General features: G+C 64.4%; 15 protein-coding genes. 8 read left to right on the top strand and 7 right to left on the bottom strand.

Annotated elements, in window-relative coordinates; genetic code table 11:
• Positions 1–54 precede the first annotated feature (54 nt).
• The 4 genes from SRAH_RS01630 to SRAH_RS01615 all read left to right on the top strand — a co-directional run bounded on the left by SRAH_RS01630 (position 55) and on the right by SRAH_RS01615 (position 3,241).
• Positions 55–972, top strand: a complete 918-nt coding sequence (locus SRAH_RS01630) for a restriction endonuclease (protein WP_029461613.1) — start codon at positions 55–57, stop codon at positions 970–972.
• Between the two features lie 56 nt (positions 973–1,028).
• A complete protein-coding gene (locus SRAH_RS01625; protein ID WP_076606954.1) occupies positions 1,029–1,301 on the top strand; it encodes a cysteine-rich CWC family protein in 273 nt (90 codons plus the stop codon).
• A gap of 9 nt (positions 1,302–1,310) precedes the next feature.
• Positions 1,311–2,144, top strand: a complete 834-nt coding sequence (locus tag SRAH_RS01620; RefSeq protein WP_029461611.1) for a thymidylate synthase — start codon at positions 1,311–1,313, stop codon at positions 2,142–2,144.
• Between the two features lie 203 nt (positions 2,145–2,347).
• Positions 2,348–3,241, top strand: coding sequence for a DMT family transporter (locus SRAH_RS01615; RefSeq protein ID WP_029461610.1), 894 nt, complete (start codon positions 2,348–2,350; stop codon positions 3,239–3,241).
• Between the two features lie 33 nt (positions 3,242–3,274).
• Here the strand turns inward: SRAH_RS01615 and SRAH_RS01610 are convergent, their stop codons facing one another.
• The 3 genes from SRAH_RS01610 to SRAH_RS01600 are packed head-to-tail and all read right to left on the bottom strand — an operon-like array spanning position 3,275 to position 6,345.
• On the bottom strand, positions 3,275–4,765 hold the full coding sequence (locus SRAH_RS01610) for a tripartite tricarboxylate transporter permease (protein WP_029461609.1): 1,491 nt from the start codon (positions 4,763–4,765) through the stop codon (positions 3,275–3,277).
• A 34-nt stretch (positions 4,766–4,799) separates the two neighbouring features.
• Entirely contained in the window at positions 4,800–5,357 is a 558-nt protein-coding gene (locus tag SRAH_RS01605) for a tripartite tricarboxylate transporter TctB family protein (protein ID WP_082210007.1), read from the bottom strand.
• Positions 5,358–5,379: 22 nt separating this feature from the next.
• Positions 5,380–6,345 (bottom strand): Bug family tripartite tricarboxylate transporter substrate binding protein, encoded by a 966-nt coding sequence (locus SRAH_RS01600; RefSeq protein WP_029461607.1) that lies wholly within the window; start codon positions 6,343–6,345, stop codon positions 5,380–5,382.
• A gap of 156 nt (positions 6,346–6,501) precedes the next feature.
• On the opposite strand from SRAH_RS01600, the gene SRAH_RS01595 reads away from it, so the two are divergent.
• Both SRAH_RS01595 and SRAH_RS01590 read left to right on the top strand, forming a co-directional pair.
• Positions 6,502–7,200, top strand: coding sequence for a response regulator transcription factor (locus SRAH_RS01595; protein ID WP_029461606.1), 699 nt, complete (start codon positions 6,502–6,504; stop codon positions 7,198–7,200).
• Positions 7,197–8,651, top strand: coding sequence for a sensor histidine kinase (locus tag SRAH_RS01590; RefSeq protein ID WP_029461605.1), 1,455 nt, complete (start codon positions 7,197–7,199; stop codon positions 8,649–8,651). Before SRAH_RS01595 ends, SRAH_RS01590 begins: the two co-directional genes overlap by 4 nt.
• Here SRAH_RS01590 and SRAH_RS01585 read toward each other — a convergent pair.
• Complete coding sequence (locus SRAH_RS01585) at positions 8,633–9,004, bottom strand: cupin domain-containing protein (protein WP_029461604.1); 372 nt, start codon at positions 9,002–9,004, stop codon at positions 8,633–8,635. The genes SRAH_RS01590 and SRAH_RS01585 overlap by 19 nt on opposite strands.
• 42 nt (positions 9,005–9,046) lie before the next feature.
• Positions 9,047–9,613: a dCTP deaminase gene (gene dcd / locus SRAH_RS01580; RefSeq protein ID WP_029461603.1), complete on the bottom strand. Its 567-nt coding sequence runs from the start codon at positions 9,611–9,613 to the stop codon at positions 9,047–9,049.
• Between the two features lie 148 nt (positions 9,614–9,761).
• Here dcd and SRAH_RS01575 point away from each other — a divergent pair, with 148 nt between their 5' ends.
• Positions 9,762–10,193 (top strand): DUF4395 family protein, encoded by a 432-nt coding sequence (locus SRAH_RS01575; protein ID WP_029461602.1) that lies wholly within the window; start codon positions 9,762–9,764, stop codon positions 10,191–10,193.
• Between the two features lie 37 nt (positions 10,194–10,230).
• Here the strand turns inward: SRAH_RS01575 and dinG are convergent, their stop codons facing one another.
• Positions 10,231–12,498, bottom strand: a complete 2,268-nt coding sequence (dinG, locus tag SRAH_RS01570) for an ATP-dependent DNA helicase DinG (protein WP_045475794.1) — start codon at positions 12,496–12,498, stop codon at positions 10,231–10,233.
• Positions 12,499–12,648: 150 nt separating this feature from the next.
• Between dinG and SRAH_RS01560 the strand changes: the two genes are divergently transcribed.
• Positions 12,649–15,630, top strand: coding sequence for an EAL domain-containing protein (locus tag SRAH_RS01560; protein WP_082210006.1), 2,982 nt, complete (start codon positions 12,649–12,651; stop codon positions 15,628–15,630).
• Between the two features lie 15 nt (positions 15,631–15,645).
• On the opposite strand, the gene SRAH_RS01555 is transcribed toward SRAH_RS01560, so the two are convergent.
• Positions 15,646–16,356: an N-acyl amino acid synthase FeeM domain-containing protein gene (locus tag SRAH_RS01555; protein WP_052369039.1), complete on the bottom strand. Its 711-nt coding sequence runs from the start codon at positions 16,354–16,356 to the stop codon at positions 15,646–15,648.
• Positions 16,357–16,453 lie beyond the last annotated feature (97 nt).

Here is a 16,453-nt window from a genome sequence, read left to right as displayed (position 1 = left end):
CGCCCGTGGCTTCGTCAGCGCTCAGGGTGAAGCTGCTCTGCTATCCTTTGCAAAATGGCCATCCCAGACTACCAAACGTGCATGCTCCCGCTCCTTGGGGCTCTTGCAGACGGCGCTGAGCACACTTTGCGCGTGGTCGAAGACCGTCTGGCCGAGCACTTCATGCTCACGCCTGCCGAGCGGGCCGAGCTGCTGCCTTCGGGCCAACAGGGTATCTTTAGGAATCGAGTCGGTTGGGCGCGAACGTACCTCAAAAAAGCCGCGCTCCTTGAATCGCCCAAGCGCGGCACCTGCAAAATCACCGCACGCGGATTGAAGACCTTGGCGTCGAGCCCAAGCCGGATCGACGTCAAGTTTTTGGAGCAGTTCCCCGAATTCGTCGAGTTTCGGATTGCCTCGAAACCCGAACAGACCCCAAGCGCTACCGAGGCCGCAGAGCTTGCTCAGGCTAAAACCACGCCCGAAGAAGCGATTGAGGACGCCCATCAAGACCTGCGGGCACAACTCGCTACCGAACTGCTCAATCGAATACTGGGCTGCAGCCCGGTATTCTTTGAACAACTTGTCGTCGAGCTGCTGGTCAAAATGGGCTATGGCGGCTCGCGCCGCGACGCCGGCGAGCGGATCGGCCAAACTGGCGATGGCGGCATCGACGGCATCATCAAAGAAGACCGACTGGGCCTCGACACCATCTTCATACAAGCCAAACGGTGGCAAGGGTCGGTGGGCAGGCCCGAGATTCAAAAATTCGTGGGCGCCTTGCAGGGCCAGCGTGCAAAAAAAGGCGTTTTCATCACCACCGCAAGCTACACCGCCGAGGCCACCGACTACGCCACGCGCATCGACACCAAAGTCGTTTTGATCGATGGCAAGCAACTCGCTGGTCTGATGATTGACTTTGATGTGGGCGTCGCCCCGGCCGCCACCTATGTGGTCAAGCGCATCGACTCGGATTACTTCGAAGAGTCTTAAGACATCGACCGCTCTCGGCCTTGACGGGCCCCAAACCAACCCACGCCAACCCCCTTATGGAACCGCTACCCAATCACGCCTGCCCCCTGTGCGGGGCACCCAACCGCTGCGCGGTAGCGGCCGAGGGCAGCTTCGCGGTCGATTGCTGGTGCGCCAGCGTGCGCATCAGCGCGCAAGCGCTGGCGCGGGTGCCCGAGCCTTTGCGCGGCAAAGCCTGCCTGTGTGCCGCCTGCGCGACCGGCGGCCGGGCGGCCGAGGCCGAGGCCGAGGCCGAGGCCGAGGCCGAGGCCGAGTCCAAGCCCAAGCCCGCTGCCTTGCCCGATAGATAATCCACCCCCATGAGCCCGCGCCCCATCCGCACCCAGTACGAAGACCTGCTGCGCCACGTCTACACCCACGGCGTGGCCAAGGGCGACCGCACCGGCACCGGCACGCGCAGCGTGTTTGGGCACCAGTTGCGCTTCGACCTGAGCGAAGGCCTGCCCCTGGTGACCACCAAAAAGGTGTTCCTGAAAGCCGTAATCGTCGAGCTGCTGTGGTTTTTGCAGGGCGGGCGCAATGTGCAGTGGCTGCAAGAACGCGGCTGCAGCATCTGGGACGAATGGGCCGGCCCCGACGGCGATCTGGGGCCCGTCTATGGCGTGCAGTGGCGCAGCTGGCCCACCCCCGGCGGCGGCCAGATCGACCAGATCAGCGAACTGGTGCAGCAGCTCAAGCTCAACCCCGACAGCCGCCGCCACCTGGTGAGCGCTTGGAACGTGGCCGACCTGCCGCAGATGGCGCTCATGCCCTGCCATGTGCTGTTTCAGTTCTACGTGAGCCCGGCCACGGCGCAGCAGCCGCGCCCGCGCCTGAGCTGCCAGCTCTACCAGCGCAGCGCCGATTTGTTCTTGGGCGTGCCCTTCAACATCGCCAGCTACGCCCTGCTCACGCACATGCTGGCGCAGCAGTGCGGCTACGAGCCGGGCGAATTCATCTGGTGCGGCGGCGACTGCCACATCTACGACAACCACCTCGAGCAGGTGCAGTTGCAACTGAGCCGCGCGCCCTACCCCTACCCGCTGCTGCGGCTGGCGCGCCACCCGGCTTCGATTTTCGACTACGAACTGGCCGACTTCGAACTGCTCGACTACCAGCACCACCCGGCCATCAAGGCGCCGGTCGCGGTATGAACCGAGATTGCCCATTAGGCGCACCTACCGGTGCTGTTTGGGTGCAAGCGGCGCATGGGCGGCCAGTTTTGCCCTTCATCGTTGTCCATAGCACCAGCTATGGACGCCTCTGTCAGGACAAAACTACCTCGCCCCTGCATCCGCCTGCCCGCCAAACCCTAATGGGCAATCTCGGTTGAATCCCCTGCCCTAAACACGCCCCCATGCTCAACCGCCAGCAACTGGTCGGCTTGGTTGCGCTCACACTCATGTGGGGCGTCAACTGGCCCATGATGAAGCTCTCGCTGCAAGAGCTCACGCCGCTGTACTTTCGCGCCTTCACCATGACCGGCGGCACGCTCTGGCTGGCGGTGTTTTTTTATATGCGCGGGGTGCGCATGCTGCCGCAGGGCAGCGAGTGGCGCAGCGTGGTCGTGCTGGGCTTGCCCAATCTGCTGGGCTGGCACACGCTCTCGATTTTTGGCGTGCAGGCGCTGGCCAGCGGGCGCGCCGCCATTCTGGGCTTTACCATGCCGGTCTGGACGGTGCTGCTGGGCGCGCTGTTCTTTCGCCAGCACCTGACCCGGCGCAGCGTAGCCGCCGCGCTGGCGGTGCTGCTGGCGGTTGCGTTGCTGTTGGCCGACGAATGGGGCAACCTGGCCGGCAGCCCCTTTGGCGTGGCCGTGATGCTGGGTGCGGCCATGTGCTGGGCCATCGGCACCCTGATGATGCGCCGCGCCCACCTGACGCTGCCGGTGGAGGCGCTCACGGTGTGGATGATGGCGCTCACCAGCGTCTGCATGTGGGTGCTGGCGGCCATGAGCGAGCCGTGGCCGCAGTTCCACTTTAGCGTGCCGATGTGGATCAGCCTGGCCTACGGCGTGGTGTTCAACTACGGCTTTGCGCAGATCATCTGGTTTTCGCTGGCGCGGCATCTGCCACCCGCCACCAGCGCCATGAGCGTGATGATGGTGCCCCTGATCGGCACCGCCAGCGCCACCCTGATCATGGACGAATGGCCGCGCTGGCAAGACGGCGTGGCGGTGATCTGCGTCATGGTCGCGATTGCGGCGGTGCTGCTGCCGCCGGGCAGCCTGCGCCGGCTTTGGCCGCGCTGAAGAGCGCAGGCACCGGCGGGCACCGGGGCTGGCTCAGGCGCGCCGCCGCCACGCCAACCAACGCGGCGTGATCAACACCAGCAGCACCACCAGCAGCAACGCCAGCGAGAGCGGGCGTTCGATGAAGACCGACCAGTTGCCCTCGCCAATCGAGAGCGCGTTGCGCAACTGCGCCTCGGCCAGCGGGCCCAAAATCAGGCCCACGATCACCGGCGCAATCGGGAAATCGAAGCGCCGCATCAGCACCCCCAGCATGCCCACGGCAAACATCAGGAACAGATCAAAAGCGCTCTGGCGCATGCCGTACACCCCGACCGTGGCAAACACCATGATGCCCGCGTACAGCATCGGTTTGGGCACCAGCAGCAGCTTGACCCAGAGCCGGATCAGGGGCAGGTTGAGCAGCAGCAGCATCACGTTGCCAATGTAGAGCGAGGCGATCAGCGCCCACACCAGCGCCTCCGAGGTCTGGAACAACTGCGGCCCCGGATTGAGCCCGTAGTTTTGCAGCGCCGTCAGCAGAACCGCAGTCGTGACCGAAGTCGGTATCCCCAAGGCCAGCAAGGGCACCAGGGTGCCGGTGGCGGCGGCGTTGTTGGCGGCCTCCGGGCCCGCCACGCCCTCGATCGCGCCGGTGCTGCCAAACTCGGCCCGGTGCTGCGGTGCTATCAGCTTGCGCTCGGTGGCGTAGCTCAAGAAGGTGGGAATCTCGGTGCCGCCGGCCGGAATGGTGCCAAACGGAAAGCCCATGCCCGCCCCGCGCAACCACGCCGGCCACGAGCGGCGCCACTCGCTACCGGTCATGCGCACCCGGGTCAGGCGGTTCATGGTGCTGGTGCTGCGGCCCTCGTACATGGCGTTGTAGATCGCCTCGGCCACTGCAAACAGGCCCACCGCCACCAGCACCACCTCAATGCCGTCCATGAACTCGAGCACGCCACCGGTGTAGCGCACCTGACCGGTGATCTGGTCCATCCCCACCAGCCCCAGCGCCAGCCCGAGAAATAGGGCGGTGAGGCCGCGCAGCGCGCTTTTGCCCAACACCGTGCTGACGGTGACAAAAGCCAGCAGCATGAGGGCGAAGTACTCGGGCGGCCCGAGCTCTACCGCCCAATTAGCGACTGCGGGCGCAAACAGGGTCAGCAACACGATGGCTATGGTGCCGGCCACGAAGGAGCCGATCGCCGCTGTGGCCAAGGCGGCTCCAGCGCGCCCGCTCTTGGCCATCTTGAAGCCCTCCAGCGCCGTCACCATGGTGCCGGTCTCGCCCGGGGTGTTGAGCAAAATGGAGGTGGTCGAGCCGCCGTACATGGCCCCAAGGTAAATGCCGACGAAAAAAATCAGCGAGCCGGTGGGTTCCACCTGGGCCGTGATGGGCAGCAGCATGGCCACCGTCACGGCCGGCCCCAAACCCGGCAACACCCCGATCGCCGTGCCCAGCGCGCAGCCCAAAAAGGCCCACATCAGGTTGGACGGGGTCGCGGCGGTGGCAAAACCGCTCATCAAGAGGTCAAAAGTTTCCATCGCGAATGCCGCTAGGCGCGGCCCAAAGGTAGGCTCAGATCCAACCGGTATCGGTCAGGCCGGGCAGGTTGACCGCCAGCAGTTGGGCAAACAGCCAGTACACCGGGGCCGCCAGCAGCAGGCCGATGGCTGCGTCGCGCAGCAGCCCCATCAGACCGCCAGTGGGCTTGCCTTCGGCAATGCGCAAGCCGCGCACGGCCAGCATGAAGCACAGGGCGCAACTAAGCACGAAACCGATGTGCTCGATCAGCGCCGCGTTGGCCAGCACCCCGGCCGAAACCCAGGCCCAAGCATGCCAGTCGGCGCGCGGCGCCCCCGAGGCCTCGTCGAGGTCTTGGAAGCCACCCGTGAGGGCCTGGCGCAACAGCAAGCCCCCACACACCAGCAGGGCCGCCGCCACCACCCAAGGCAAAAAGTTGGGCCCGATGCCCGCATACCCGGCCTCGGAGGGAATCTGCGTTGCGCCGTAAGCCAGCAGCGCCGCCACCGCCAACACCCCCAGCGCCAGCAGCACCTGCAGCGCGACCGAGTGCGAGGAATGCGCGGAGTGCGCGGGTTGTGGCAGCTGCGGCGATTCGGAGGCTTGCGTCATGGCTTGGATCCGTGAACGCGGTTCAGATCATGCCCGACATCGCCATGACGGCGCGCAGGCGGGCAAAATCGCGCTCGACGAACTGGTCAAAAGCCGGCCCGGACAAGAACGCCGGTGTCCAGCCATTGGTTTGCAAGGCCGTGCGCCAGGTCTGGCTTTCGGTGGCGCGCTGCACCCGCACGGTCAGGGCGGCGCGTTGCGCAGGGGTGATGCCCGCCGCGCCATAGACGCCGCGCCAGTTGCCGATCACCACGTCGATGCCCTGCTCACGCAGGGTCGGGATGTTGTGCCCAGGCAGGCGCTGCTCGGAGGTGACGGCGATGGCGCGCATGCGCCCGGACTGAATGTGGGGCAAAAATTCGCTCAGGCCGCTGCCGCCGACCGTCACGTTGCCGCCCAGAATGGCCGCAACCGCCTCGCCACCGCCGCGAAACGGCACGTAGTTGATGCGCCCGGCATCGACGCCCGCGGCGCGGGCAATCAGGGCCGCCGCCACGTGTTCGGTGGCCCCGCGCGAACCGCCGCCCCATTTGACGCTGCCCGGGTCGCGCCGCAACTGCTCGACCACATCGCGCATGGTGCGCAGCGGCGAATCGGCGGGCAGCACGAACACGTTGAACTCGGTCGTCAGGCGCGCGATCGGGGTGATTTGGGTGATGCTCACCGGCGGCCGGCCGGTGATGATGCCCCCCAGCATCACCGCCCCCATCACCATCAGGGCGTCGGGGTCGGCGCGGCGCGCGTTGTAAAACTGCGCCAGCCCGATCGTGCCCGCAGCCCCACCGCGGTTTTCAAAGGTGACCGACTGTGCCTGCCCCGCATCTTGCAGGGCTTGGCCAAGGGCGCGTCCGGTCAGGTCCCAGCCACCGCCGGGGTTGGCCGGAATCATCAGGCGCAGCGCTGACTGTGCCGATGCTGTGAGGGGCAAGCCGGTGGCGCTGACCGCCGCCAGTGCTGTGAGGGATTTGAGAAAGGTGTCGCGTCGCATGGCATGTCTCCGGTTGGTTTTGGAATGACGCCATGGTGCGCCACCAGGCTGTCAAAGCGCTGTCAGCCAGATCGGTGTTTACCCTCATGCTGCGGCCTGTGCAAGCCCCTGCACGCCCCTGCAGGCATGCGATCGAACGATAATTCCCCCGACACCATGAAGCTGCTGCTGATCGAAGACAACCCCGCCATGCAGGCCAGCTTGCAGCGCTCCTTGCAGCGGCGCGGCATCGAAGTGGCCTTGTGCGGCGACGGCCGCCAAGCCCTTGATGCATGGGCCGCCAATGCCCCCGACGTGGTGCTGCTCGACCTGACCCTGCCCGGGCTGGACGGTTTGCAGGTGCTGCAAAAGGCGCGGCAAGCTGGCTTTGCCGCCCCGGTCATCATCCTCACCGCCCGCGGCACCGTGGGCGACCGCGTGCTCGGCCTCAAAACCGGCGCCGACGACTACCTGCCCAAGCCCTTTGACCTCGACGAACTTGAGGCCCGCGTGCGCGCCCTGCACCGGCGCAGCCAGAGCAGTTCCGCCACCAAGCCCGGCAGCGCAGCCGGCGTTGGCACACTGCCCGCGTTTGGCGGCCTGCGCGCCGACCCCGACAGTGGCGCGGTGTATTTCGAGGGCCAGGCGCTCGATCTGGCACCGCGCGAAGCGGCGCTGCTGCGCGCCCTGCTGGAGCGCCCGGGGCGGGCCATCGCCAAGGAGCAATTGCTGGAGCGGGTGTTTCCCCACGCCGACGAGATCCAGCCCGATGCGGTCGAGGTGGTGGTGTACAGGCTGCGCAAGAAAATCGCCCACCTCGGCGTCGAGCTCGTGACCTTGCGCGGCTTGGGCTATTTGCTCAAGGCTCCGGCATGAACCTATTGCCCCCACGCTCGCTGCGCAACCAGTTGCTGCTGGGCATTTTGCTGCCGGTGCTGGCTTTTCTGGTGCTCAACACCTATGTGCTCTACCAGCAGGCCCTGAGTGCGGCCGACACCGCCTACGACCGCACCCTGCTGGCCAGCGCCAAAGCCATTGGCGAGCAACTCGAGGTGGTGCCCGATGCCACACTTGGCCACCGGCTGCTGGGCTCCCTCACCTACGCCGCGCTGGAAGCCTTCGAGGCCGACAACCGCAGCCGCTTGTACTACCGCGTCACCGGCTTCTCGGGCGAACTGGTGTCGGGCTTTGCCGACCTGCCGCCATGGGATGGCACGCTGCCCCAGCGCACCCTGTACGCCGCGCTGGTGCACTTCTACGACGACCACTTCCAAGGCGTGCCAGTGCGCGTGGCGGTGTTGCTGCAACCCGTGGCCGGCGTGCATGGGCTCGGCATGGCCACCATCCAGGTGGCCGAAACGCTGGAACTGCGTCAAACTCTGGCGCGCCAGATCTTGCTCGATACGGTGTGGCGCCAGAGCCTCTTGATTGCCCTGATCGGCCTGGTGGTGTACGTGGCGGTGCAGCGCGCCACCTTGCCGGTGCGCCGCCTCAGCGCCGCCTTGGCCGAACGCCCGGAAAACGACCTCAGCCCGCTCGACAGCACCGCCGCCCCAACCGAGCTGCTGCCCTTGGTGCAAGCCACCAACCAACACATGGCCCGTTTGAGTGAGCTGTTGCAGCACCAAAAGCGCTTCATACGCGACACCTCGCACCAGATCAAAACACCGCTGGCGGTGTTGCGCACCCAACTGCAATCGGCCCTGCGCGGCGACGTCGACACCCAGTTGGCGCTGCGCGAAATGATGCAGACCGTCGATGGCGCCACCGAGCTGGCCAACCAGATGCTGGCGCTGGCCAAAATTGAGCAATTGCGCATTCAGTCCGACGTGCCGGTGGTCGTCTGGGCCGAGGCCTTGCGCACGGTGGCGCTGGATGTGGCCGCGCTGGTGGCCGACAAGCAGCTCGACTTCGAATGGCTGCTCGACCCCGCAGCCGCAACCATGCGCGTGCGGGCGCACGAATGGTCGCTCAAAGAGCTGGCGCGCAACCTGCTGCACAACGCCATTCGCCACTCGGCGGCGGGCGGCGCGCTGCGCATCGAACTGCAAACCCAGCCCGGCACTGGGTGGGGCCAGCTCACCATCGAAGACAGCGGCGGTGGCCTGCCGCAGGATCTGCTCGACAACCCCTTTCAGCCCTTCCACAGCGCCGCCCACGCGCCGCATGGATCGGGCCTAGGGCTGGCCATATGCCACGGCATCGTGCAAACGCTGGGCGGTCAGATCACATTGCAGAATCGGCTCGACGAGCGCGGCCACGCCCTTGGGCTGCGCGCCTGCGTGCGGCTGCCCCTAGTGGAGCCACCCTACTCCACGATCACATAAACCTTTAGCACCGGCTCGAGCACCTGAAACGAGCCAGTGAAGCCGGGCGGGATGTGCAGCGTCTGGCCGGGGCCGGCTTCTTCGTGGCTGCCGTCGTCGCGCCGGATGCGGCAGCGCCCCTCCAGCACGGTAAACACCTCGCGCTCGGTCGGGCCAAAGGCAATCGCCCACTCGCCCACCTCGCTGCGCCACAGGCCGGTGCTGAAGGTGCGCGCGCCCTGCAGGGGCGCATCGAGCAAGTCCCAAGTTTGGCGCAGCGGCCGCCCATCGATGATGCGGTCGCGGCGCGGGTAGGAGCGCTCGGGCTCGCCGCTGGGCTGCGGGCCAAAGCTGAACAAATCGAGATCGGACATGGCAGCTTGACTCAGTTGGCCCGCGTTGATGGAGGTACCCGCCTAGGCGCGCGGCAGCGTCACCCCATGCTGGCCTTGGTATTTGCCGCCCCGGTCTTTGTAAGAGACCTCGCACACCTCGTCGCTCTCGAAAAACAGCACCTGGGCGCAGCCCTCGCCGGCATAGATCTTGGCCGGCAGCGGCGTGGTGTTGCTAAACTCCAGCGTCACATAGCCCTCCCACTCGGGCTCGAAGGGCGTGACGTTGACGATGATGCCGCAGCGCGCGTAGGTGCTTTTGCCCAGGCAGATGGTGAGCACATTGCGCGGTATGCGGAAATACTCCACCGTGCGCGCCAGCGCAAAGCTGTTGGGCGGGATGATGCAGTGCGGGCCATCAAAGTCCACAAAACTCTTGGCGTCGAAGTTTTTTGGGTCCACCACCGTGCTGTGGATGTTGGTGAAAACCTTAAACTCGCCCGCGCAGCGGATGTCGTAGCCGTAGCTGCTGGTGCCGTAGCTGATGATTTTTTGTCCGTCCGCCTGGCGCACCTGCCCCGGCTCGAAGGGCTCGATCATGCCGTGCTGCTCGGCCATGCGGCGGATCCATTTGTCGCTTTTGATGCTCATAGCTGCACTCCGTTTGCCACGGATTGTAGGGCCGCAGAGGGCGCCGCCTGCCACTCGGCTTGGCCCGCATCGTTGGCGCATTCAAGTTCCGTGCAAACTCCCGAAGAACCCGCTACAATACCCCTACCCGTTTTTTTTGGAGTTTCTCATGCTGCGTTTCGACGTTCCCCAAGTCTGGTCCAACGTGATCCGGCTCGAAGCTTTCATCACTGCCGCCGTCGCCGCGCTGGCGCTGGCGCTCAATCAACCGTGGCTGATGGCCCTGTTGGTCGCGCTGGGGCTGGTGCGCGGCTTCGTCGGTCACCACCGCTGCCCGTCGCACTACGTCTGGAAAGGGCTGATGCTGCGCCTGAATTGCGCCGGCAAGCTCGAAGACGCCGGCGCCAAAATGTTTGCCAACAAGGTGTTGTTCATTGCCAGCAGCGTGTCGCTGGCGCTGTTCCTCTCGGGCAGCAACCTGTGGATGGTGCCGGCTGCCATGCTGGTGGTTTTTGCCACACTTGAGTGGGCATTCTCGTTTTGCGCCGCTTGCTGGGCCTATGGGGCTTGGTACAAAAAGTTTCCTCCTGCTGGGGCCTGAAACCCCGGACGGCTTGCCCGGTCCGCGCCAGCCTTGCTTAATGCGGGGCTGGTGCAGGCGGCAGCGGGCGCAGCACGCGCTCGAAAGGCGGTAGCCCGGCCAGCATCTGCTGGCCAAAACGGCTCTGGTGCAGGCGACGGTCGTAGCAATAGACCTGCGCCTGGTCGTCTTCGGTGCGAATGGCGCGCCCCACCCACTGCGCCAGCCGGATCGCGGCGGCGGGCAGCACCAGTTCCTGAAACGGATCGCGCCCGGCAGCGCGCAGCCACTCGGCGCGCGCCTGACCCACTGGGTCATCGGGCGGGGCAAAGGGCAACTTGGTAATAAACAGGTCTTCGCACAGTTGGCCCGCCAAATCCAGCCCTTCGCCAAAGGACTGCATCCCAAAAATGATTGAGGGCTGCCCGGCCGCCACCCGCTCGGCGTGCAGGCGCAGCAGGCGCTGACGCGGCCGCTCGCTTTGCACCAGCACGCGCTCGCGCAGGGTAGGCGGCAGCGCCTCGCAAGCCAGCCGCATCTGCAGGCGCGAGGTGAACAGCACCAGCGCCCCATGCCGCACGTCGGCCAAATCCTGCAACAGGCTGCGCACCAGCTCGGCATTGAAGGCGCCGGCGTCTTTGGGGTCGGCGTGTGTGCTGGCCAGCACGATGCGCCCTTGGCGGCTGAAATCAAAGGGGCTGGGCACCTCAAGGGCACAAACGTCGGGGTCTTGATCGAGGCCGGATTCGCGCAAAAAATAATCAAAACGGCCCGCGCTGCTCAAGGTGGCCGAGGTCAGCACCGCCGCCCGCACCGAGCCCCACAGGTGCTGGCGCAGGGTGCTGCCAGGCAAAGTGGGGCTGGCGTGCGCCATCAGCGCCGCATCCGCCCCCGCCGACTGCCAGCCGAACCACTTGGCCACCGGCTCGGTGCCCTCGGTGGGTTGTTGCAACAGCAGGCGCGCGGTCTCGTGCGCGGCCTCAAGGCGCGGCGTCAAGCTGCCCAACTGGGCGTACTGGGTGGCCAGTTGGCGCGACTGCTGGGGCTGATCGCGCATTTCGGCGCGCAAGGCCTTGGCCAGCAGCCGCAACAAATCGATAAATGCACCCGCGCTGCGCAGCAAAGCGTTCAGGGGTTCCAGCAGCGCGGGTGGCGTTAGGCCTGCACCAAGGCGGGCCACGCGCTCGGGCGCAAAACCCGTGGCTGCCGCCCCCAAGGCTGCGACTGCGGTCTGGCGGCCACCCAGGCTGGCTTGGGCGCCTTGTGAATGCGGCGCGCCGCCCAGTTCGGCACCAAATTCGAGCACCACCAAACGCGCCAGCTCTTGCATCGCCGAGCGCAGCGCCGCCGCATGTCCGGGCACGGCGGCCAACTCGTCCAGCCCCAGCGCGGCACCCGTGCGCAGGGCGCGCTGAGCCAGCCGCTCGATCCAGCCCAAACGGCTCAAGTCCATGCGGCTGGCAAACTGCTCCAATGCGACGGCTGGCAGGTGGTGCGCCTCGTCAATCACCAGCAGGCAGTTGTCGAGCTCGGGCAAGGTGCGCGAGCCCAAGGTGCTGAGCAACAAATCGTGGTTGACCACGATCACCTGCGCCCCCACCAGCTCCTTGCGCTGCTGAAAATAGCTGCACTGGTGGTAAACGGGACAATGGCGCGCCGCACACGAACTGGCCTGCACCGCCACCGACTGCCACACGCGGCCATCCGGGGCCTGGCTCAAGGTGTCCAAATCGCCCCCCCAGCGACCGCTGGCCAATTCGGCTTGCAGGGCCGACAAAACGGCCAAGTCGTCGGATGGGCCCTGCGGCGTCGGCTGGCCCTCGAGAAACCAATCGTCTTCGTGCGAATCCTCCTCGGCGCCGCCGTCACTGGTGCGCGCCCCGCCCAAGCGGGACAACTGACGCTCCAGCTTGAGCTTGCACACGTAGCGCCCACGCCCCTTGGCCAAGGCAAACCGAAACGGTTGCTCCGACTGCGCCGCCAGCGCGGGCAAATCCTTGTGCACCAGTTGCTCCTGCAGGGCCACGGTGGCGGTGCTGATGAGCAAGCGCGTGTTGCGCTCCAGCGCCATGGCAAGGGCCGGCGCACAGTAGGCCAATGATTTTCCGACCCCAGTACCGGCCTGGATGACCGCCACGGCACGCGCTGGTTTGACCCCGGGCAGCGTCGGTGCAGCCGCCGACTGGCCCAGATCGGCCAAGCTAAAGGTTTGCGCCACTTGTTCCGCCATCAGGCGCTGCCCCGGCCGCGGCCGCAACCCGGGGTCGAGTTGCAGCAGCCGGTCGTAGCTGGCCAGCGCATGGCGCGCCAGTTCGGGTTTTTCCATAAGCGCCAGAGTGTGGCACAAGTGCGGGTGCGGGTGCGGGTGCGGGTGCGGGTGCGGGTGCGGGTGCGGGTGCCCAATTGGGTGATTTTGGACGCATAATCCGGCCTGTGTCGAAAGGGAGCAAACATCACACCGGGTCCAACCCAGTTTATGCCTCCACTTTCGCTCCCATCGTCGCTTCGGCTGCCTCGCCTCAATCAGGGCTTGGACCGTTTGCTGCTGGGGCTTTCGGTTTTTTGGCTTCCGGTATTGTTCGGCCTGCTGACCCTGTGGGCGCTCTGGAACTGGCACAGCCCCTACACGGCCGCTCAAGGCAAGGCCTTGAATTTTCAGGTGCTGCAAGATGCGCAAGGAAATTGGCAAGCCTCCCATGCGCTGCAGCAACTGAGGCAAACTTCGCCGGCCCCCATTCCACAGCAAGACACCGATTTGCAGGAATCGCCCTTTTGGCTGTTGCTGCAGCCCTTGCCTGCAACGCAGCCCATCCGGATTGAATTCCCCTCGCGCCATGCCTATAGCCTGAGTTGCTGGAATGCCAATACTCTGCAAAGCCTAGGCGCTGCTTCGCGCACCACGCCGCCGCAAGGATCGATCCTGCCGGTTCGCGCCGGCTTTGCCATTGACCCCAGCGGGGCACCAGCCCTGCTGTGCCGCACCGTGCTGGTGGGCCCGGGGCGCATCAGTGCCCTGCAGTGGGATGCGGCCGAACTGTCCTCGCGCGAATTGCAATTCCACCGCGGCTCGGGCCTGCTCGATGGCGGCATTCTGGTGCTGGCGCTCTTTACCCTGATTGCCGGCTTCATCAACCGCAACCGCACCTACATCCTGTTTGCTGCCTGGTTGGTGGTGAACCTGCGCATGGCCGCGCTCTCAATGGGCTGGGATCAGCAGTGGCTGGGGCAAACCATTCCGTTTGAATGGCAGCAAACCATGCGGCCGTTGACGCTGGCTTTGTATTACATGGTAACTTTTACCTTGTTTACTTCTCTATTTAAGGAAGAACTCAGTGGAGTTGGTTATAAAATATTGATCAATGCCGCAAAATGGTCCTGTCCACCCTTGCTGCTGCTGGCGCTCACCCTACCCTATGCAAATTTTTTACCATTAATCTGGGTCTTTACTGGTTTGGGCGTGGCTATTTTGCTATTCATGCTCACCCGAATATTGCTTCGCACCCAATCTCGAGTGGCCTTGTGGTACGCAGCATCAATTGGCATCGCCCTTTTTGCAAGCCTTTATGAAGTAGCCGCTGCCGCATTAGGCCTCAAGGGCTGGATCGGCAGCTTCAACAGCCTCACCGCCGCCTTGGCATCCAGCTTGCTCGCCTCGCTGGCCATTGCGGAACAGATGCGGCAAGCCCATCTACAAAAATTGGCTGCGCAGGCCGAGCTGCAACACACCTATGAAGTGATACCCATCGGTCTGTTCACCCTTGATTTGGATGGAAGCCTGAGCAGCGCCAATCCGGCCTTGCTGCACATGCTCGATACGAGCGAACCGGCATTGCGCGAACAAACCTGGCCGCAACGCTTTGGTTCAGCGCACTGGCAAGCCATGCTCGAGCAAACCCAAACCCGCTCGACCGCCGAACTCGAGGTGCTGATCCAGCACCCCGATCAAGCGCCACGGCGCTTCCAGGTGCGCGCCACCCGCGCGGGCGACAAAATCGAAGGCACTTTCCAAGACATCACTGAAAAGTCCCTGGCCACCGAAAACCTGAAGTTCCTGGCCCATCACGACACCTTAACCAAGGTGCTGAACCGGCACGGCATCGAGCAGGTACTCAATTCCAGCATCGCCGACATTGGGCGCGGCAAGCCATTGGCTGTCGCCTACCTCGATCTGGACCGATTCAAGCTCATCAACGACCTCTACGGTCACGCGGCTGGCGATTCGGTGCTGCAGACCGTTTGCCAGCGCGCCCAAATTCCTCTGGGGCCACACATGCACCTTGGCCGCGTAGGCGGAGATGAGTTTCTGTTTGTGATGCCCAATACCCCGCTGGCAGTTGCCGAAGCCACGTGCCGGGAAATCCTGCAGCAGATTGGCGGCAGCGCCTGCCAGGTTGGTGAACGCGCCTTTCAGGTGCGCAGCTCGATCGGTTTGATTGAAGTGGCAGCGGGAAGCCTGGCCAAAGATGTGGTCTCGACCTCTGATCATGCCTGCCGCATGGCAAAAAAAGGCCAGGGCAACGCGCTGGTGGTGTTCGACCGCCACTCCAACGTTTTTACAGACCACGAGACCGAACTGCTCTTGGTCGAGCAGCTGGCCAGTCAGACATCCATAGACGGACTGTTTCTGGAAATGCAGCCCATTATGTCGCTGCGCAGCCCTTACGAATCATTCAACTTTGAGGTCTTGCTGCGCATGCAAGACGCCCATGGAGCGCCCATCCCCACTTCGCGCCTGATTCATGCCGCCGAAATTGCTGGCCGCATGGGCATGATTGATCGCTGGGTTTTATCCAAGACCCTGAACTGGCTGGAGCAGCATCAGGAACAGCTGTCGCTCAACCGCTTTGTCTGCTTGAATTTGAGTGGTGCCTCGCTCAACGACGAACGCTTCATAGACGATGTGTTCATCATGCTCGAACGCCACCGCAGTGTGGCGCCGAGAATTTGCCTCGAAATCACCGAGAGCGTGGCCTTGCACGACATGGAAAACACGCGCCGATTCATCGACCGGGTGCGTGCCGTGGGCGCCAAAGTGGCGCTGGACGACTTTGGCGCCGGCTACACGTCGTTTTCCTATCTCAAGGAATTGCCAGCCGATTTACTCAAGATTGACGGCAGCTTTATCGTCAACATGAACCAGCACCCGGCCAACATAGCCATCGTCGAGGCGATCGTCAGCTTGGCACAAAACCTAGGCATGAAAACCATCGCCGAGTGGGCCGAGGATTTTGCAACGGTGGAAACGCTGGCCGAAATTGGGGTCGACTACGTGCAGGGGTTCGTGGTGGCCCGGCCGCAGCCCCCCGATGCGATTTTGCGGGCCCAAAGCGGCGCCGATTTCATAGCCGATGCACAGCTCATGGCCTACCTCAGCACCCTCAGGCCGGATGAGCTTGAGCACGTCGATTTGGTGCTGGGAGCTGACCCACCGCATGCCTCACCCACACCGCGCACCTGAAAACATCTTGCAACTTCAGAGTTGCAGATCAGGATGCCTTGTGTGGCACATAAAATCCAGCATCGGATGTCCCACCTCCTCCCACTGTTCACGCACGTTTTGCACATCCAAATTCAAAACCCGGTGCGGCAAATTGAACACATGCGAGAGCGGAATGTAGCCCAGATGCGGATACACGTCTTGGAACAGCATGCGTTCGTACTGACGGTCCAACGGTGATCGGGCGGTGATGACCATGTAGCGGATGCCGGCTTGCAAACAATACAGGTAATAGGCCTTGAACAGGGCCACCTTGACCAAGCGCGCCGAACCCTCTATGCTCACCCCTAGGCGCGTGGCTTCGGCCAGCGGCAAGCCCTGCATCCATTGCGGCAATTGCACCGATTGCTCCAGTGCCAGCGCCTGCGCCCGGTTGGTCTGAATGCGCATGGTTCCCATGGGCGAGCCGTCGAGCTTGGATTCGGCCAGCAGCATGACCACCCCTTCTGCGCGGTCCATCGCCTCGGGTTGGCGCAGCGAAGCGCTCAAGGCCTCTGGCAAATGGCGGGCGTAGGCGCTGTGTCGAATCTCCAACACCTTGGCCATATCCTGCTCACCGCTGGCCAAACGCACCGTGAACGGCCAATGTTCGGTTCGCTGGACCGACGCTTCGGTATGCACCGGAAACCGCCGTGGCCGTTGCAGCGCATCGGCTCTGACGCCTGTGGCGTCGCTGATCATCACCATGTCATGACCTCCAGCATTTGCGGGTGCACCGTGCGCCCTGCTTGGTTTTGACTGTAGGCCGCCCACGCAATGTCATGAGTCAGAAAATGGCTGGAGA

The sequence above is a fragment of the Serpentinimonas barnesii genome, assembly GCF_000696225.1.
Taxonomy (GTDB): domain Bacteria; phylum Pseudomonadota; class Gammaproteobacteria; order Burkholderiales; family Burkholderiaceae_C; genus Serpentinimonas; species Serpentinimonas barnesii.
Note: the sequence above shows the minus strand (reverse complement) of the source record. Positions and strands in the feature narration are given on the sequence as shown.